Below are 17,001 nucleotides of genomic sequence, written 5' to 3' on the forward strand. Positions count from 1 at the left end.
ATTATTTCACCTCTGGACTTAAAGTGAAATAAAAGGTCGTGCCTTTTCCCTCCTCTGATTCCAGCCAGATTTTTCCCCCATGCCGTTCAACGATTTTTTTAACAATGGTCAGTCCAACTCCGGTGCCACCGCCATATTCGCTGCGTCCATGCAGGCGTTTGAACATTCTGAAAATCGACTCATAATACTCGGGTGAGATTCCGATGCCATTATCCTGCACATAGAAGGTTGGCGGGACCTTGCCTGGTTTCCTGGAGGGGAGGACGCCAATTTCCACGCATTTTTCGGCCTTGTCATTGTATTTCATCGCATTACTTAAGAGGTTATAAAAGACTTCTCCCATAGAGACGCGATTACAGAAGACCACGGGCAGTGGAGCGGGAAGCTTCACGCGGGTCTCGGTTTCCCGTAGCCGTAGATGGAGCATCTCCAATGCCTGGTGGACGACCTCGTTGAGGTCTGTTTCCTGCAGCACCAGTTCGGTCCGGCCCAGTCGTGAGTAATGGAGCAACGAGTTAATCAGGTCTTCCATCCGTTGGGTCAGGGTGATCAATGTTTGCAGTTTGGCAATGCCTTCCTCATCCAATGGAACGCCAATCGGATAGTCCTCTATCAGGAAGTGGGCGTAGTTGTGGATGCCGCGCAGTGGCTCTTTCAGGTCGTGCGAGGCAATATCGGCGAAAATATCTAATTGAGCATTACTCTGTTCAAGTTCCGCGTTGACACGTGCCAGTTCTTCAGATTTGCGCAGCACGACGTGCAGCAAGGCATTGCGAAAGTCGTGGACGGCATCCACTTCACTCCGTTTCCAGGGATGGGCCACGCCTTTCACGGTCTGTTTCCAGGCCTCGAATGAGCTACGTGGTGTGAGGGTTTCCTGTCCATCTATCTTAACGGGTTTATCGGGATTGCCCGCCCACTCGATGGTTTGAACGACTTCCTGGCGGAACCAGAGGATGGCCTGGCGGTGGGACTTTGAGAGGAGCAGGGCCACAACCCCACTGGCCTCTTTTCGCCATGGCCTGGCTTCAGGATAAAGATGGGAGAGGGAACTGGTGGCGAATATTTCACGTTCTGGCTGCTTCAGAATCCAGTCCAGGATTTTCTTGATGACGAGTGCCGGTGGCGTTTTCCCCAGCAGATGAGTGTCTTCGTCAATACAGATTGCGGCCCCCGCTGCGGGCACAAGGTCGAGCACGGTGGGCATATGTCTGGTCAAACCGTGAATCAATGTTTCTTCGCCAGAGAGGAGTTCAATCAGCGTGGCCTGTACCTTTTGCGCCTGGATGATCTCGCTGGCATCTTCTTGCGCCTCCACGTTTGGCAGTTGTAGCGACATGGCGCGTCCGAGAATTTCGCAGGCACATCTCAGACCATAGGACACGAAGTGTGGCGTCATATGATGACAGGCGATCAGGCCCATAGCCGGTCATTACGCACAATAGAGATCGACATCGAGGCCTGGACCCCCATGTTCTTGAGGTATTGGACATGGACGGGTGAAACGCTGCGCAATGCCGCATAGCTCATATCGAGTATCTTGCCTGTGGCAGGATTAAGCTCAGGTATGATCGGGGCCGGTTGATAGTTGACATCGACAATCAGGCGTAGCCAGTTGAGCAGATAGAGGCGGCGCGCCTGCTGTGGGATATCTGAGGCCGGATAATGCAGGTGTAGATAGGTTTCCAGATCGTCGCGTTTGTCTTCCGCGATTACTATGCCGTGGCCATCTTCCTCAAAGCGATAGACCATTACCGGTCAAAGCCAGTCAGGTCACGCACATGCTCCGCGATCATCTGACTATAACCGTTTACCGTCGCAGCCTGATGAAGTCTGGTGAAGGCTGACTGGATAGAGTGAAAAATCTCCGGTGAAAATTGTTGTTTGGCCTGAAATGATGCGACATCGGGCGCGCATTCTAGTTCAAGAATGAGGAAACCATTGTTGCGGTGAGCGATGCCATCAAAAAGGTGTTTCTGGCCCTTTAATTTCATCGTAAACAGATAGAGTGGACTATTTCCTAACGTTACCCGGGTAAGCGAGGCCTTGAATGACATAAGCTGATCAGCATCGAGAAGAATGCTGAGTGGAACATGCAGCAGACTTTCCGGTGCTATACCGAGTATCTCTTGTGTTGTTGCGCTGACCTGAAGGATCACAAAGTCTGGTTCTTGTAGAACCAGTAACACCCCATGTGGTTGAATACTCCGGGAACCTGGATTGGTTCCCGGTCGCATTGAGTCAGATCGGCCACCAGTGCCGCGTGTTGCTCTTGCATATACCTGTTCCCTTATCGCTAATTTCCTCCTATACATATACATAGCCTGAATGGCGGAGTTTTGCGCTGGTTGATATATGTTTAGAGTATATTCCCTGTCAGGAGCAGCAAGCAAGCTGATAAATAGAAAAAGGATGAGAAAAAAAGAACGCGCAAAAACGTCAATGGTGACTGTATGGCGTAGCGTCATGTACGTGGAGAGGGCGCCACACGCGGAGGCCGCCCTGCTGCGTTTGCGCAGGCCAGCGTGCAAGCACGACGCGCAGTGCTGTGGCGCCTCCACGGATCGTGTGTGCCGTGGCCTGCTCGCGCAGCAACGTGGTGGGAGAGCGCGTGGATCCTCCCCGTACCGGTGCGGAAAGGATCACGAAACAGGATCCGTCGCGGTGGAGGCGCCACAGGCATGCGCTGCTCGTTGAGCCCTCGCTCCACCATCACGCCGCCTGCCGGCCTCGCGTGTGGCGCCCTCTCGACGGACGATCCGCTGCTTTTTTTCACAACAGCTTTTTGCAACCCTGGTACAGCGACAGGTAAAAAGCGCAATTTTTATGGCATGTGTTGCAGGGCCTGCATAACTTTCTGGATCTCAGGATAGTGGGCAACCTCTGCGATGGGAAACCAGGCTACGTCCTGGAGCATTTTGTGTTTGGATTTGATGTCCTCGGGATCATGGCCCAGGCTGATCTGGGCATCTGGCTCGACCTCGACGAGATAGGTCCAGGAGATGCCGATATCATAGGGGATGGTGAAGAGGAAGCGTACCAACCTGCCGTGCAGTCCGGTCTCTTCGGCTAGCTCGCGTACCGCGGCATCACTGGGATGTTCGCCGGGCATCAGGCCACCTCCTGGCAGGATCCATGAGGATCCGCCTTTGCGCCAGTGGTGCAGGACGAGGAGTATTTCTGTATTGTTGTTGCGTAAGACTGCGGCGGCTCCGCGTGTTCGTGACATAGTTGCATCCTTGTCGTGTCTTGCTGTGTTAAGCGTGTAAAAATCCGTTTTTGTAGTGGGCCAGGATAGCGCGGCGACTGCCGGCTGGATAGTTGCGCTCAGTGGGTGCCAGGCTGTGTTCGCAGCGGGCACCATAGGCCATGGTACTGGTCATGGCGGCTCCCAGCGTCTGTCGCTCGGCGGCGCTAAAGGCCGAGCCACGGGCCACCTCGTAGTCCGCGATAAAGGCCAGGGATTCCTCACGGGTTGGTGAGTCGGCGACATCCGGCAAAAAGGGAATGTAGGTAAAGGTCATGGCTGCATGGGCCACCAGGACCGGTTCCTTGTTCAGGTTCAGACTATCCCAGTCATAGACAACGTGGGCTCGCTGTCCGAGATAGCGGATATGCTTGGCGCTCCAATCCACGTGACCAAGCAGTAACTGGCCGGCACCATGATCCATGATCGCTCGGGCCGCTCTATTGAGCTCGTCGATCCACTCGGCTCCCTGTGTGGTGGCCTCGAAATCAAAGATATTGCTGTGCGGCCTGCCCCAGAGTGTACCGGGTGCAGGCGGAAATCGAAATGCCGTACATCTATGCCAGCAATCCGGTCCGGCTGGCGCAATAATTGTAGTTGCCAGGCCAGCAACTCGGCCATCTTCTGCCGCCACTGTGGCTCATGGGCATCATGATACTCACCCTGATCATCGAACTCCTCGACCAGCGCCACGCCATCCAGCAGTCGTGCAGGCCGTAGACTGGACGCGTGCTGGGATAGCCCTCGGACAGTAGATAGTGTTGGACGCGTACCACATCCTGCAAATGTGCCAGTGAGGCGGTGGGACCAGCAACTTCAACACGATCTGTGTGCCATTCTGCAACTGGAGACCACAGACCACGCCAATACTGAGCGCATAAAACAGCGTATCCGCGATCCGCTACCCAACTCGCGCGCACAGAACGCATCGATCTGCTCCACTACCGCAGCTGGATCCGCCGTCCGAAAAATCTGTTCCAGTGGATAAGGATTATTCCAGCGTTGCAGTTCATCCTTGATTAATAGTTGAAGATCCATCTTTCAGTCTATCCTTTCTCACTTTACCTTCTTAAGTATCGCACAATCAGGCAAGTCGGGCGACACTGGATGGTTGCTCGTGACACTTTTTTAGAGTGTGAACCATTTCACAGTTATAATTCTGTGTAAGCTGTTATGATAACCAATTAGAGATGAATTTGAATGTGATAAGATGAACTTCCTTGCAGCGTTACCCATTATTCAGGCACACGTCATACACCCGTAAAGGTATTTTTCTTTTCTTTTATCCGATCACATGGAGGTTTTATCAGGAATGGACTCTTCTCATGATAATGAACAACCATTAACGCCATTTGAGATGAATAAAGATAATAATGGACCCACCATGCCATCGCGCTCATCGGGAGCGGGTCTGCCCCGCAGGGCTATCCGCCAGCGCCGAATATGCCCGGTTATCCGCCCTATGCGGGAGCGCCGGGAGCGAGCTATGCGCCGCCGCCGCCGAATTATCCTCCTCAATCGGGAGCAGACTATCCTCCGCCAGCGTATATGTCTGGCGCGAGCTATGCGCCGCCGCCGCCCCCACCACCGACAGGGGGGTATTTTGATACTTATGGGAACACGACGGCCAATCAGTGGCCGACGCCACCAGCGCATAATACTGCTCCCTCGCCGCTAGCCAGTAATATGGGGCGACCAATGCCGTTATGGGCATATAGCGGTGGCATTGTATTGATCGTGATCGTTTTAGCGATCTGTTTTTTTCTGGGGGGAGGCGATTGGGCCGCCGGTGCCGCATGGGTTGGTATCGTCGCGTTGATCATCGGACTGCTCCTGCCGATCGTCTGGTCGGGCGTACGCGGGGCCGCCTCGCATTCTCCACCAACATGGCACGCGGCATCGTCTCGATTCTCTGTATTGTGGTCCTGCTCGCTGGCTCACTTCTCACCTATGTGCTTCAACCCAACCTGCATATGCTGCAGGGGAGCTACTTTGAAAATCATGAGCAGTGGCACGACGCGATCGATCAATATACGCTGGCCGGCGAGAAAAAAACCAGACAGTCAGGCGTTAGCGCGCACCTACACCTCATGGGGACTGGCCCTGAATAAAGCCGGGTTGTATACCCAGGCCTCACCCGGTTTACGACGGTCTACACAGATTTCCCGACTGTGACCGATCAGTTGCAGCGGGCGCATCAAGGTGAAGTACAGGCCAGGGTAGCCATTGGCAAGCAGAATTTCCAGCAGGGTAAATATAGTGATGCCATGCAGAGCTTCGACAAGCTCTTAACGCTTTCCTATTGTGATGCGGCCTGCCAGAAAGAAGTGAAGGGATTGGATGCCACGTCCCTCTGGAATGTTGGCAAGGACCAACTGACCAACGCGTGCAGCATGGCGGTGACTACCTATCAACGGCTCGACAAAGACTTTGCTGATACAACCGAAGGCAAGAATGCCCACAATGCGTTGAAGCAGCCGCAAAATGTCACGGGCCATTTTGTCAACGACGTGCCAGACCGGCACTTTACTCGCATGTCGCTCGTCAAGGGCCTGCGTGGCCATATGACCAGTGATCAAATGTTTAGTCTCTGGGACCACACCACGCTGAAGACGGACATGAACGCCAATGGAGATTTCACCTTCACAGGAATTCCTCAGGGGAATTATGACCTGCTCTGGTATCAGAATGTCAACGGTACCGAACACGTAGCCTTTAGATATAATGACCTGACCCTGGTTCCACTCCACCACGCGAATGTCGGCCCACTCTGTCCTGTTGATGTTGGCACCGTCAACGCGTAGATCTGGCCTACTTTGCGGTCGATTTTAAGCAGAGGAAGGATGATCAAACAATGGAATGGATTGAAGCTTTTTACGCTCGGCAAGATCAGTTAGCGCGTGTCTATAGTGGTCCCATGGCGGACCAGGATCGTGAGCGGGCCCATATCATTTCGGCTGCTCTGGATGGACAGCCGGGACGGGTGCTGGAGATTGGGGCCGGTGGTGGTCAGAGTGCGCAGGCGACCGCGCAGTGTGGACATGATGTTACGGCTATCGAGCTTGTTCCCGGGAGCGCCGCCCATGCGCGCAGCCTGGCGTCCCGGGCGGATCCTGGGAGTCTACGCGTACTTGAGGGAAGCTTTTATACGCTGACGCTTGCAGAGACCTTTGATCTTGTCTGCTACTGGGATGGCTTTGGGGTTGGCAGCGATGAGGATCAGCGTGTGCTCCTCCGGCGTATTGCTGACTGGCTTGTTCCAACTGGAACAGCATTGATTGATATCAATACACCGTGGTACTGGGCCAGGGCTGCGGGTCGTCAGATGTCCCGCGCTACCTTTGTGCGCCAATATGACTTTGACGCCGACGCATGCCGGTTGTTCGATCACTGGTGGTCACCTCAGGAGCCCGGTGAGCGCGTCACCCAATCGCTGCGCTGCTATTCGCCCCAGGATCTGCGCCTGCTGCTCGAAGGTACAGGGCTGATCCTGGAGCATATAGAAGCTGGCGGGGCCCTCGATTATGATACCGGCACCTGGACAGCCCGGGTCCCGCTTTCTCAGGCGATGCAGTTCCGCGCCCACCTGCGCCCCCTCACGTAGCGGCAGGCACAAGACCTAATACATTTCGGTTATGGATGGAATGGCTACAATGGTGGCATGATCATGAAGCAACGCATACAAAAATGATCAAGAAAGATACAAATGGTAGGTTCGACCCTTTGGGTCGATTGTCTCCCCCCACACGAACGCATTGCCTAACATGGCATAGCTTACTCATGGTCAAGCAAGGATAGTATGCAGGGAACCAATCGACCCAAAGGGTCGAACCTACTTTCGTTCATCTCCTCTAGGGATCAAACCGTCTCTGGGCTTAAGCGAAACGTATTGGGCACAAGACCTGCCGCTACTCTTCGAGTATTGCCAGTTCGAGCTGGCTGAGTTGTTCGGGGTCGATGATGACGTTGATTTCGGCTATTTTGTTGTGGGTGATGGTGATCTTGAAGACGAGTCCCAGATGTCCAAGTGGGGCTACGACGGCTCCGATGGCTCCATCTATGAGTGCAACCTGTGCTTCTCGGGCACGGCCTGAGAATTGTTTGGCGACGGCTGTGGCACCATGGACCTCTCTGGTCCTGGTTGCACGGTTGACGCGGAACACGACATCTGGATCAAGGACGCGAGCAGGGCGTCGAAGTTACCGGTTCGTGAGGCGGCGAGGAAGGCTTTGACTACTTCACCTTGCCGGGTGAGATCGGTGTCCTGTTCGGTGTCTGTGCCCCGTACGCGGCGGCGTGCGCGGCTGGCGAGTTGCCGGGTGGTGGTGGCGGTGCGTCCCACGATGGGCGCGATCTCCTCGAATGGCATGGCAAAGAGATCGTGTAGCACGAAGGCGAGCCGCTCAGCAGGAGTCAGGGTGTTGAGTACCACCAACAGCGCCAGCCCGACCGAGTCGGCCAGCAGTATTTCTTGCTCGGGATCGATCTCGGCGCTCGTTGTCGGCTCGGGCGTATACTCATCCAGGGGTTCCTCGCGCCGCGAGTTGCGGGAGCGCAGCATGTCGAGGCAGACGCGTCCAACCACGGTCGTGAGCCATCCACCGATGTTCTCGATCTCGCTGGTATCAGAGCGACTGAGGCGCAGCCACGACTCCTGTACCGCGTCCTCGGCCTCGCTCAAGGAGCCGAGCATGCGGTAGGCCACGGACCGGAGATGTCCTCGATGGCTCTCGAACTGCTCGCCTAACCATTCATGTTCTTTGCTCGATATACTTTTATCCATAAAACAAGCTCCCTTGCTGAAATAGTGTGGTCTCAATCGGCCCTATTTGTTGTGTTATAGTAGTGACGAGCCAGCCCTGGTTGATGTGACAGCGTGGGTGCCTTAATTGAGTTTATGGCCGCACTCGATGCAGAATCTGGCCCCGGCCACGGAGGGGCAGAGCAGTGAGGACAGATTTTGGCGGGTTGGTGGCCGCAATAAGCACAATATTTCCAGGCGGCCTGGATAGGCTGCTGGCAGGCACTACAGGTCAGCTCGCTTTTGTCGACTGCATTCTCCTGGCTGGTATGGTGTTTATGATGGATCTCAGTATGGCGTTCCTGGGATGCTCTGGCAGGTTGGGAGCGTAGGGATAACAGCAGTTTATCACTATGGCGTAAGAATTCGGGTTCCATGTCGGCGATGAGCTGCTGGCGTAGCGTGGCGACTCGGATGGGATAGGCCGTCTGGAGTCGCAGGTTGCCGGGATGGGCGATGATGCTGAGGATGAGTTGGTTGGGTGCGACTTTGGCGGATGGGCGATGGCGGGTCAGATAATAGGTGATCATCGCGATGGCGTTCTGCACACACTCCTCGGCCTGGCGCGAGAGTGGGGGATCATCTTCCCTGGACAAAGGAGTATTGGCATAGACGGCATCGATATGGGCGCGCAGCGTATCCACATCTAAGCCACAATTCTTTAGCAGCGTTGCCTCATGGCTACTGCCCTCAGCGAGCACCCCTAGCAGGAGATGCTCCAATTGAATAGAGGCGGCCCCGGCCTGCCTGGCCTCTTGCCGGCATGAAAAAGGATCTCACGTGTCTGTGGCATCAACCAATCGATTTCAAGCGAGTGCTGGCCAGAACTTTTTGTCATTCCCACCGTCCCCCCTGTACATGCATATTTCTATAGATGGATTATATGTGTGTGTCTATCCAATAATATACATAGAGTTATACTATACATTTTAATCAAGCTGTGTCGCTTTGTCTGTGATCAGTTCCACTTTTCTTGACCAGTTTGTTTCCGCAGAGTGGGTAAGATAAGCGCTTGCGTTCTCCGGGTGGGTACAGTACAATTGCCGGGATGTTTGGGTTGGCGTCGATGGCTATTTCATGTAGACATGGACGCGTTCTTGTGAAAGGGACTTTGGCGATGGCGTACGATAACCAGGAAGAGATTGTGGCGCTGGTACAGCATATGGCGGCGATTCCGGAGCGACTGGTGCGGGCAATGACCGATAAGCCGCGGGACAAGTTTCTGTATCGTCCGGCTGCGGGGGAGTGGACGGTGCTGGAGATTTTTGCCCACATGCGGGCCGTGGACGACATAGTCACCACGCGTATCTATATGCTTCTATCCCGGGACAATGCTCCACTGGTCTCCTTTGACGAGCGGCGCTGGGCCGAGGTGGCGCGCTATCTGCAGCGCGACATCCACCAGTCGATGACGCTCTTCACGCTACGCCGCATCGAGTTTGTCACCGTGCTACGCCAGCTATTTGCCGAGGACTGGCAGCGCAGCGGCCAGCACGAAACCTATGGCACCCAGACCCTGCTCAGCATTGTGCGCGACCTGGTCTCCCACGAAGAAGAACACTGTGCCCGGATCGAACAACTCATGCAATAGACTTGCATAAGCGAGCAGTATAGAGAGGAATTGATACATAGCAATGACGCGAGAACAATTAGACGAAGCGATCCAACTGCGTGAAGAGGGACGCGCCAGGCAGGACCTGGTGATCCTGGAGCAGGCCCGCACGCGCCTGTTAGAGCTGAGTGCCGCCGATCCAGATAATGCCGAGATCACCTATCAACTCGCGGTGAACCACGACAACATGGGACTCGAACAGGATGCCATTCGCTACTACCTGCGGTCCTTTGAACAGGGCCTGAGCGGACCAGATCTTGAACGGGGCTTAATGGGCCTGGGCAGCACCTATCGGGCCATGGGGGAATATGACAAAGCGATTGAAATATTGCGCCGGGGTGCCAGAGAGTTTCCTGCCAACCGAGCCATCCAGACCTTCCTGGCCATGGCCCTCTACAACACCCAGAACTACAAAGAGGCCATGGAGATCGTCCTGACCAATCTGCTCGAAACCACCTCCGACGAAAAACTCCAATATTTCAAGCGCGGCCTGCTCTATTATACCCAACACCTCGACGAAAGCTGGGAATAAAGTGTACCGGCAGCCTTGAAGGCTAATACTTTTCACTTAGCGATATGTTGAGAGAAGATTCGACGTGACCAGCAAGCCATGTGTACGTGGAGAGGGCGCCACACGCGGAGGCCGCACTGCTGCGTTTGCGCAGGCCAGCGTGCAAGCACGACTTCGCAGTGCTGTGGCGCCTACAGGGATCGTGTGTGCCGTCGCCTGCTCGCGCAGCAACGTGGTTGGAGAGCGCGTGGATCCTCCCCGTACCTTCTCGAAGAGGATCACGAAACAGGATCCGTCTCGGTGGAGGCGCCACAGGCATGCGATGTTCGTTGAGCCCCTCGCTCCACCATCACGCCGCATGCCGGCCTCCGCGTGTGGCGCCCTCTCCACGGACGATCCGCTGCTTTTCTCCACCATGTTTTTTATGGTCACAAATGCGCTTCACCGAAACGTATTGGCCTTGAAGGCTGCCGGTACTAGTAGATGATGATGCCGGTAAAGAGTTGGACGTGGTCATAGACCCAGTGGGCGTCGTCTTTGGACATGTTGACGCAGCCGTGTGAGCCGACGTCGGCGGCGGTGTCGCCAGAGACGTCCTGGTGCGGGAACTGGGTGTTGGGTCCGTATTCGGCACGCCACCAGCTGTCATGGACAAAGTAGCCGTCGCTATGATATTGCATGGCGTAGTTGATGGGGGTGTCGGGATACCAGTATTTATCGCCTTTGGGGGCGATGGATTTAAAGGTGATGTGCGTCTGGTGACTTTCGACCCACCAGCTTCCTGGAGGGGTGGGTTTGTCGGGCTGGCCGGTGGTGACCAGGAAGGATTTGATCAGGGTGCCTTTGTCGTAGACGCGCATGGATTGCTCGCCGAGTGAGACGACCAGCACACGGCCATCGGTCTTGCCGTAGGTTTTCATCAGGTCCATGTCGGCCTGGTGAGGCTGGTTGTACGCGGTCTTGTCGCCGGCGTTCTGGGTCATGGCCTTGAAGTTGTTGAGGTACATTTTGGTGTTTTCGACGATCTGCTGGTAGTCGGCGAAGGTTTTGGCGGCTGAAACGTCGTCTTTGATCCAGGTGCCGATGCCGGTTTGGTCGTCGTATTCAAAGCCCATTTTGTAGGTGGTGTTGTTGAAGGTGTCGAGGTGTGGATGATCCTTCTCCCAGGCGGCGGCCTGTGTCTGGAGTTGCTGTTGCAGGCTCTGCTGCTCGACCTTGATCGCGGGCATCTTGATATCTTCAACATGGCCACGGGTGGTGTCTAACGCGGCCTGGTAGGTGGTGGCTGTTCTGGCGTTCTGTAGTGCTTGCTGGTCGCTATTATATTGCTGTTGATAAGTATCCGTCTGTCCACCATATTGTTTCATGGTGTTGATCCATTGCTGTAGCGACTGAAGCTCCTGCGTCCCCTGTTGCTGTAAGCTGGCGCTAATGGCCGGCGTGGGTGTTGGTGTCGGTATTGGCGCAGCTTTTGTCTCAGTAGCCATCTGACAACCGCTGAGCACCAGGCAAAGTACCAATCCACTGAGCAGGGAGGATAACCGTGATCGTTGCATAGAGGTTTTAGAAATGTTTTGCTTGATATACATATGTAATATCCTTTGCAAATTATGATTAGTGAAAAGACATCCTTGCTTGCTCATATACATACAGGGAAGGACTTATTGATGACTAAACATATACTAATAATAATATACCCTGCAACATAACTGTCAAGCCTACACACCTTTCAGGCCATGCTGCCGCGCTGGATTTTAGCCAGAATGTCCTGATGGAGCTTCTGGCTACCGGCCAGGACAGGGAATACTTGTCATTGAGTGTGTTGATAGGACGTAAGGCTTTGCCTTCGTGGTCGGTGACGATGCCTCCGGCTTCAAGAACGATGCTGGCGGAGGCCAGGAAGGATTCGCCGGTGATTTCGTCGCCAATATCAATGTAGGCGTCGTAAGTGCCGCTGGCCACATAGACGCTATCGATGGCCGAGCTACCGGTGCGGCGCACCACGCCCAGGCGCGGGCTCTCGGTCAGCAGGGCCCGTAGCGTATCGCCGTTGCGCCCGTCCAGGTTGAGTCCTGCTACGCAGTCTTTCATGGCCGTGGTACTACTGACCTGACAGCGCCGGCCGTTGCGGAAAGCCCCGCCGCCCTTCTGGGCCTCGAAGACGGTTCCGGTATACAGTTCTCCCACCAGGGCCCACTGCACATTCTCCGGGATCACCGCGGCATCGATCGGGAGGACGGCCAGGGCGACTGCGGCGACCATGACGCCCCGCTCGACGTTGGTGGAGCCGTCGATTGGGTCGACAACAATCCGATATTGTGGATTTTCGGAGGTGGCGAAGGTCGGGCGTTCCTCTGTGATAATCTCAAAGCCCAGTCCGCTCTCGGTCAGACCATTGATGATCAGATCTTCAGCGTCACGGTCAAACTGCATGGTCGTATGCTTTTGGGAACGTGCATAGACCTGCTTACGATCATAGCGCTCTGCCTGTGTGTAAGCTCGTACCTGTCGAAAAAGCTGTTCCAGAAGTTCTAACATAATTGTTTTTTGCCTTACTCTCGCTGCACTATTGTTTCAGCATTGCTGCGGTACCTGCAAAGACTGACCGGCGTTGGCGCTCTGAGTGCCACATTTCAGGTATTGCATCCTTTGCAATACTCCTTACTATTCTATCCTCTTAACGCTTTGTAATGCAAAAATGTTGCGACGGGTTTCCTGAAGCAGGCGGGTGCGCGTCACCGCAAGCGCTCCTTCATTTTGATCACAGGCCAGCCAGCGCCTTCCCAGCCGCTCGGCTACTACGGGCGTGACGCCGCTACCGCAAAAGCAATCCAGGACCAGATCGTTCTCTTCGGAGGAGGCGAGCAGCAGTCGTTCGAGTAGTGCGACCGGTTTCTGGGTCGCATAGCCGGTGCGCTCAGGATCCTTCTGGTGCAGGTGGCTGATATCGCTCCAGACATCGTCAACCGACATCGTGCTATCTGCTCGATAGCTATACAGTTTGCCCGCCGAACGGATCGTCCAGATTGGATGACCATCGGGACCAATCTCTTTGCGCATATGGTTGCGCTTCTTGTCGCCCCTGGGCTGGCCGATGCGCTCACTATGGAAGCAATACTGTGAAGATTTGGTATACAGCAGGACCGTGTCGTGCTTGCGCGCAAACGCTTTGCGGGCGCGGCCACCAGATTGATAGTGCCAGATAATCTCGTTCTTGAGTCCGGCACCTTTCTTGCGCGAACGCGTGGTAAACAACTCATCCAGTATCACCCGCGCATAATGGGTGGCGCGCCAGTCCAGATGCACATAGAGGCTCCCATCCTCGGCCAGCAACTCATAGAGATAATAGAACGTCTCATAGAGCCATTGCAGATAGCTATCCAGATCATTATTCCAGATATCGCGATACGAAATACCATCCCCCGTCAGGATCTGCGCGCCATTCTTAAAGGTCCGGCCCGTCATAAAGGGTGGATCGATATAGATCAGATCAACCTTACCGGCAAACTCGTCCAGGAGCGCCGCTAACGTGCTGCCCCGCTCCCCATGCACCAACCTGTTGTACCAGCCATCTGCACATAGATCTGCTGACAACTGCTCAGTCTGTGGCTGATAAAACCCCGTAGTCAGCAATGAACCCCCCGAGGTATGTGGAATTGCCTTTCCCCGCCAGACCAATTCAGCCATATACGCGCAAAATCTCCCTCTCTGAGTTTTCATCTGCCGACACTGTAACATATGCCCACCAGAATAGCCACCATGCTCTCATATCCCCATGGCGCAACGCATCCCGTAGGTTCGAGGCTTGCCCTCGATTGTCTCGGCTCAGGACTACGTCTCGCGCAACACATCCTGTTCGCGTACGTGTTTTGTGTAGAGCGACAATTGGGCACAAGGCCCAAATCTACTGTACAACATGGGTGAGCATGGTATAATGGCCATGCAGGTGACGCAAGCGCTGCAATAGATTTGTCTTGATACGAATTCTGTATTCTTGCATGGGCAGCAGGAATAAAATGGTGCCCGCACAAAAATTTTTGGGGATAAATTAGATGTCAAATGTTTTATGGGTTTTATTCAGTATAGTTGCATATGTCGCTGGACTGTACATCATGTTGAAGACGACGCCAATGCTGCTCGCGCGATCCTATGACGAGGGATTGTTTATGGCCATTGCTGCGGCTGATATCCTGGGCGCGATCCTCTCGTTTGGGGGTATCGTGGTGATGTTTGCGATCTTCAATGGGAATATCGTGATTAAAATTATCGATTTTCTTTTACTGATTGGTATCCTGTTGATCACGGGTCGTCTGGCCATGTTTAGTCTGCGCCCACGCTATGTGGCCGGAACCAACAAAATCTCGCAGATCGTGGCCGGCATCTATTGTATTTGTCTTGTTGTGTCCTCGATCTATTATATGGTCGTGATTTTCCAGTCGTGATCCTGACCCATTACCGAGACAAAAAGAGGAGGTCGTTGCAGTGCAGCGACCTCCTCTTTTTGTCCTACCACGAATAGGTGTGATCAATGTCTTTATGGCTCTACTACGGACTCTTGAGGAACCTGCGTTGAAGCCGCAGTTGTCCAGACCAGCGAGAGATCGTTGGCGCGTCGGACCTGGATGATGAAGATGCTATTATCGGAGTTGAATGCCTGAATATACAGCAGGTTGTGGCGGATGCCCAGGATTGTCGGGACCATGTTTCCCAGCGTTTGTTCCTGCAGTTTTTTGCCGCTCTTAAGGTCCAGCGTGATTAGCCGTGGGCCATTGGTCAGATAGAGTTTGTCTCCACTAATTGTGCCGTAAAAATTGTTGGCAGGGTGTTCAATCGAAAACTGCCAGATTGATTTTCCGCTGCGTGCATCGAAGGCATGGATGGTATTGATTGGATTTTGTGTCCGTGTTTTTTTGTGGGGCAGGTCGATAGTAGCCAATCAAAATATTGTTAGTGATTGGTATGGCCTGGTGGTTACCAAAGCTATCTAACTGATCAACATTACTGCTATCTGGCAAGCGACGGAAGCGCGTATCGCTTTGCCATAACTGATGGCCGGTTCGACTATCGAAGGCAGCGATGCGTGCGGTGTCTTTTCCGTTGCATTCGGGATTGTTCATCGGGCAACCAACTAGTGTTTGGACAGAATTGGTGTCTGTAGCGGTTACGCCATCTTTGGTCTCAACATGGGTAAAGAAATCCCATTGGTCCATGGTTTTTTGTTCCCAAAGCTTCTTGCCTGTCTGCTCATCGAGTGCGTAAAGGTATTGATAGGGGGTGAAGTAGGCAATGCCGTCAAAAACAGTGGCTGCCAACTGGGTATCTCCAGTTGAGCCCCAGGCCGTGAATTGCCAGCGCTGTTTCCCGGTTCTGGCATCAAGTGCATGTAAGATTATGGCCGGGAGACCTCCCTGTAGATGGTTGGAACTTTCCTTGATGTAGAGCATCGCGTTGGAGACATTAAAGCCTGTGCTGTTGATTTTTGTCGTATTATGCCATAATAGCTGGCCGTCGCTGAGTGTATAGGCTGAGGAGGTGCCATCGACCTGATAAATATAGAAGGCGTTGTTATTAATGCCTGGAATGAAGTTAGCACTATATTGTGTTTCGGTATGCCAGAGTTGCTGACCAGTATTGGCCGCAAAGGCGTACAGGTCGTGTTCAAGCATGGCATACACAGTATCCTGCTGGACGATAAAGTGGGTATTGCGTGCATCGGTTGACTGGCGACTGGTAAGTTTATGTGACCAGATGGTCGTGCCGGTTTGCCCATCCAGTTTGGTGAGTGTATTGTTAAATACCTCATAGATATTGCCAGGTTCCGAGGCTACTGTGGATGTGGGGATAGTGTGCCCTGAGGTAGAAATGCTGACTATTGGATGGAGCAAATGAGTGGCGGCGAACCAGCTACCGATGAGTAATCCTACGAGCAGCGTAGCGGCAAGGGTATTCAGTATAGGAATTCTTTTGCGTTTTGAGGCTGGTGGTTTGGGGTTGTGCTGGTGTGTCTTGAAATTTTTTGTCCACGAAGTGATGGGTTGATCAGAGCCAGTGGGTATTGTGGTTTGTGCAGACGTTGCGTCATGAGTTTTGGTAGCATGCAGGCGTTGTTTGATTTGTGCGAGAGAGTCTTGATCTTCCCTTGTTACCGTGGGATGGTAAATATGGCGCAGCATCTCAGTGAGTTCGCTGGCGACAGGATCCTGTATCTGTGAAGGCGAGGACTGACTGGTTTGTTCGTCGATTGTGTCTGGCTGAAAGTACTCGTCGTGATGGTTCATGATTTATTCCTCCCTCTCACCGATAAATTGCGATTTGCGTAAAAAGTTCATGGTACGTGAGAGCATAGCGCGTACTGCCAGGTCAGTCTTGCCAAGAATGCTGGCGATTTCGGGGCTACGCAAGTTATAACCGAAGCGTAGCCAGAGTATTTCCTGTTGCTGTGCTGGCAGAGTGTCTAATATATCTTTGAGCTGTGCTATCTTGTCCAGTTGTAGGGCTGCTTGCTCAGGATCATGCACCTCATTGGCGTATAGCGTGTTGGTAATATGCTCTAAAGGGATATTGTGGCGTCCACCAATTTTGCGAAAAGCATCAATGCTTTTGTTGCGCGTGACCCGCCAGAGCCAGGCGACCTGGACTGGTTCAGCAAGCGACGCGAAATGAGCATCCTCCATGGCGGCAATAAAGACATCGAGCAGGATATCTTCGGCATCTTCGCGTGTGCGCGTGTGCTGGCGTAGATAGGTAAAGAGTGGTGTCCCATAGCACTCAAAGAGCGCATCTGTGGATGCACCTGTTGTTTTCTGGTCACGTTGCTGGTGCATAATATA

General features: G+C 53.7%; 21 protein-coding genes and 2 pseudogenes. 7 read left to right on the plus strand and 16 right to left on the minus strand.

The annotated features are described in order from the left end of the window. Position 1 precedes the first annotated feature (1 nt). The 7 genes from KDW_RS33340 to KDW_RS32065 form a co-directional block, all read right to left on the minus strand. Positions 2–1,423, minus strand: coding sequence for an ATP-binding protein (locus KDW_RS33340; RefSeq protein ID WP_198925661.1), 1,422 nt, complete (start codon positions 1,421–1,423; stop codon positions 2–4). Further along, positions 1,414–1,752, minus strand: coding sequence for a GAF domain-containing protein (locus tag KDW_RS33345; RefSeq protein ID WP_198925663.1), 339 nt, complete (start codon positions 1,750–1,752; stop codon positions 1,414–1,416). Before KDW_RS33345 ends, KDW_RS33340 begins: the two co-directional genes overlap by 10 nt. Beyond that, complete coding sequence (locus tag KDW_RS33350) at positions 1,752–2,237, minus strand: phytochrome family protein (protein ID WP_198925664.1); 486 nt, start codon at positions 2,235–2,237, stop codon at positions 1,752–1,754. The genes KDW_RS33345 and KDW_RS33350 overlap by 1 nt, the downstream gene beginning before the upstream one ends. Positions 2,238–2,439: 202 nt before the next feature. Continuing rightward, the gene (locus tag KDW_RS29030) at positions 2,440–2,646 is read right to left on the minus strand and encodes a hypothetical protein (protein WP_151759394.1); all 207 of its coding nucleotides are present in this window, start codon (positions 2,644–2,646) and stop codon (positions 2,440–2,442) included. 178 nt (positions 2,647–2,824) lie between these two features. After that, positions 2,825–3,229 carry an NUDIX hydrolase gene (locus KDW_RS29035; RefSeq protein WP_151759395.1) on the minus strand — a complete coding sequence of 135 codons (405 nt, stop codon included), beginning with the start codon at positions 3,227–3,229 and terminating at the stop codon, positions 2,825–2,827. 28 nt (positions 3,230–3,257) lie between these two features. After that, a complete protein-coding gene (locus tag KDW_RS29040; protein ID WP_151759396.1) occupies positions 3,258–3,881 on the minus strand; it encodes a hypothetical protein in 624 nt (207 codons plus the stop codon). Beyond that, complete coding sequence (locus KDW_RS32065) at positions 3,805–4,176, minus strand: hypothetical protein (protein WP_162005716.1); 372 nt, start codon at positions 4,174–4,176, stop codon at positions 3,805–3,807. The genes KDW_RS29040 and KDW_RS32065 overlap by 77 nt, the downstream gene beginning before the upstream one ends. Positions 4,177–4,559: 383 nt before the next feature. Between KDW_RS32065 and KDW_RS32070 the strand changes: the two genes are divergently transcribed. From KDW_RS32070 to KDW_RS29060, 4 genes are all read left to right on the plus strand, one after another. Then, positions 4,560–4,925, plus strand: a complete 366-nt coding sequence (locus tag KDW_RS32070; protein ID WP_162005717.1) for a hypothetical protein — start codon at positions 4,560–4,562, stop codon at positions 4,923–4,925. Positions 4,926–5,043: 118 nt separating this feature from the next. Next, positions 5,044–5,358 (plus strand): hypothetical protein, encoded by a 315-nt coding sequence (locus KDW_RS32075; protein ID WP_162005718.1) that lies wholly within the window; start codon positions 5,044–5,046, stop codon positions 5,356–5,358. A gap of 60 nt (positions 5,359–5,418) precedes the next feature. Continuing rightward, entirely contained in the window at positions 5,419–6,051 is a 633-nt protein-coding gene (locus KDW_RS29055; protein WP_151759398.1) for a tetratricopeptide repeat protein, read from the plus strand. Between the two features lie 50 nt (positions 6,052–6,101). Continuing rightward, positions 6,102–6,851, plus strand: coding sequence for a class I SAM-dependent methyltransferase (locus KDW_RS29060; RefSeq protein WP_151759399.1), 750 nt, complete (start codon positions 6,102–6,104; stop codon positions 6,849–6,851). A gap of 304 nt (positions 6,852–7,155) precedes the next feature. Here the strand turns inward: KDW_RS29060 and KDW_RS29065 are convergent. Next, positions 7,156–8,030, minus strand: a pseudogene (locus tag KDW_RS29065) (sigma-70 family RNA polymerase sigma factor). A gap of 32 nt (positions 8,031–8,062) precedes the next feature. Beyond that, positions 8,063–8,800: pseudogene (locus KDW_RS29070) on the minus strand (zinc ribbon domain-containing protein); the annotation flags it as partial. Positions 8,801–9,114: 314 nt separating this feature from the next. Here KDW_RS29070 and KDW_RS29075 point away from each other — a divergent pair. Next, a complete protein-coding gene (locus KDW_RS29075) occupies positions 9,115–9,639 on the plus strand; it encodes a DinB family protein (RefSeq protein WP_162005719.1) in 525 nt (174 codons plus the stop codon). A 43-nt stretch (positions 9,640–9,682) separates the two neighbouring features. Continuing rightward, positions 9,683–10,192 carry a tetratricopeptide repeat protein gene (locus tag KDW_RS29080; protein ID WP_151759402.1) on the plus strand — a complete coding sequence of 170 codons (510 nt, stop codon included), beginning with the start codon at positions 9,683–9,685 and terminating at the stop codon, positions 10,190–10,192. A gap of 36 nt (positions 10,193–10,228) precedes the next feature. On the opposite strand, the gene KDW_RS29085 is transcribed toward KDW_RS29080, so the two are convergent. The 4 genes from KDW_RS29085 to KDW_RS29100 form a co-directional block, all read right to left on the minus strand. Continuing rightward, positions 10,229–10,453, minus strand: coding sequence for a hypothetical protein (locus tag KDW_RS29085; RefSeq protein WP_162005720.1), 225 nt, complete (start codon positions 10,451–10,453; stop codon positions 10,229–10,231). Between the two features lie 194 nt (positions 10,454–10,647). Next, positions 10,648–11,760, minus strand: coding sequence for a L,D-transpeptidase (locus KDW_RS29090; RefSeq protein ID WP_162005721.1), 1,113 nt, complete (start codon positions 11,758–11,760; stop codon positions 10,648–10,650). Positions 11,761–11,842: 82 nt separating this feature from the next. Continuing rightward, a complete protein-coding gene (locus KDW_RS29095) occupies positions 11,843–12,709 on the minus strand; it encodes an inositol monophosphatase family protein (protein WP_151759405.1) in 867 nt (288 codons plus the stop codon). A 126-nt stretch (positions 12,710–12,835) separates the two neighbouring features. Then, positions 12,836–13,858, minus strand: coding sequence for a DNA-methyltransferase (locus KDW_RS29100; protein WP_162005722.1), 1,023 nt, complete (start codon positions 13,856–13,858; stop codon positions 12,836–12,838). Positions 13,859–14,223: 365 nt separating this feature from the next. On the opposite strand from KDW_RS29100, the gene KDW_RS29105 reads away from it, so the two are divergent. Beyond that, entirely contained in the window at positions 14,224–14,613 is a 390-nt protein-coding gene (locus KDW_RS29105; RefSeq protein WP_151759407.1) for a hypothetical protein, read from the plus strand. A 92-nt stretch (positions 14,614–14,705) separates the two neighbouring features. Here KDW_RS29105 and KDW_RS29110 read toward each other — a convergent pair whose 3' ends face one another. From KDW_RS29110 to KDW_RS29120, 3 genes are read right to left on the minus strand one after another with little or no spacing between them, the layout of a single operon-like run. Then, positions 14,706–15,107, minus strand: a complete 402-nt coding sequence (locus tag KDW_RS29110; protein WP_151759408.1) for an outer membrane protein assembly factor BamB family protein — start codon at positions 15,105–15,107, stop codon at positions 14,706–14,708. Beyond that, positions 14,998–16,449, minus strand: a complete 1,452-nt coding sequence (locus KDW_RS29115; protein ID WP_151759409.1) for a PQQ-binding-like beta-propeller repeat protein — start codon at positions 16,447–16,449, stop codon at positions 14,998–15,000. Before KDW_RS29115 ends, KDW_RS29110 begins: the two co-directional genes overlap by 110 nt. Before the next feature lie 3 nt (positions 16,450–16,452). After that, the gene (locus KDW_RS29120; protein WP_151759410.1) at positions 16,453–16,995 is read right to left on the minus strand and encodes an RNA polymerase sigma factor; all 543 of its coding nucleotides are present in this window, start codon (positions 16,993–16,995) and stop codon (positions 16,453–16,455) included. Between the last annotated feature and the right edge of the window lie 6 nt (positions 16,996–17,001).

Origin of the sequence: Dictyobacter vulcani (genome assembly GCF_008974265.1) — a bacterium.
GTDB lineage: Bacteria > Chloroflexota > Ktedonobacteria > Ktedonobacterales > Ktedonobacteraceae > Dictyobacter > Dictyobacter vulcani.

Coding starts and splice junctions, on each gene's coding strand:
- KDW_RS33340 (WP_198925661.1), bottom strand. CDS start 1,423: ATGGGCCTGATCGCCTGTCATCATATGACGCCACACTTCGTGTCCTAT.
- KDW_RS33345 (WP_198925663.1), bottom strand. CDS start 1,752: ATGGTCTATCGCTTTGAGGAAGATGGCCACGGCATAGTAATCGCGGAA.
- KDW_RS33350 (WP_198925664.1), bottom strand. CDS start 2,237: ATGCGACCGGGAACCAATCCAGGTTCCCGGAGTATTCAACCACATGGG.
- KDW_RS29035 (WP_151759395.1), bottom strand. CDS start 3,229: ATGTCACGAACACGCGGAGCCGCCGCAGTCTTACGCAACAACAATACA.
- KDW_RS32065 (WP_162005716.1), bottom strand. CDS start 4,176: ATGCGTTCTGTGCGCGCGAGTTGGGTAGCGGATCGCGGATACGCTGTT.
- KDW_RS32070 (WP_162005717.1), top strand. CDS start 4,560: ATGGACTCTTCTCATGATAATGAACAACCATTAACGCCATTTGAGATG.
- KDW_RS32075 (WP_162005718.1), top strand. CDS start 5,044: ATGGGTTGGTATCGTCGCGTTGATCATCGGACTGCTCCTGCCGATCGT.
- KDW_RS29060 (WP_151759399.1), top strand. CDS start 6,102: ATGGAATGGATTGAAGCTTTTTACGCTCGGCAAGATCAGTTAGCGCGT.
- KDW_RS29075 (WP_162005719.1), top strand. CDS start 9,115: ATGGCTATTTCATGTAGACATGGACGCGTTCTTGTGAAAGGGACTTTG.
- KDW_RS29080 (WP_151759402.1), top strand. CDS start 9,683: ATGACGCGAGAACAATTAGACGAAGCGATCCAACTGCGTGAAGAGGGA.
- KDW_RS29090 (WP_162005721.1), bottom strand. CDS start 11,760: ATGTATATCAAGCAAAACATTTCTAAAACCTCTATGCAACGATCACGG.
- KDW_RS29095 (WP_151759405.1), bottom strand. CDS start 12,709: ATGTTAGAACTTCTGGAACAGCTTTTTCGACAGGTACGAGCTTACACA.
- KDW_RS29100 (WP_162005722.1), bottom strand. CDS start 13,858: ATGGCTGAATTGGTCTGGCGGGGAAAGGCAATTCCACATACCTCGGGG.
- KDW_RS29105 (WP_151759407.1), top strand. CDS start 14,224: ATGTCAAATGTTTTATGGGTTTTATTCAGTATAGTTGCATATGTCGCT.
- KDW_RS29115 (WP_151759409.1), bottom strand. CDS start 16,449: ATGAACCATCACGACGAGTACTTTCAGCCAGACACAATCGACGAACAA.
- KDW_RS29120 (WP_151759410.1), bottom strand. CDS start 16,995: ATGCACCAGCAACGTGACCAGAAAACAACAGGTGCATCCACAGATGCG.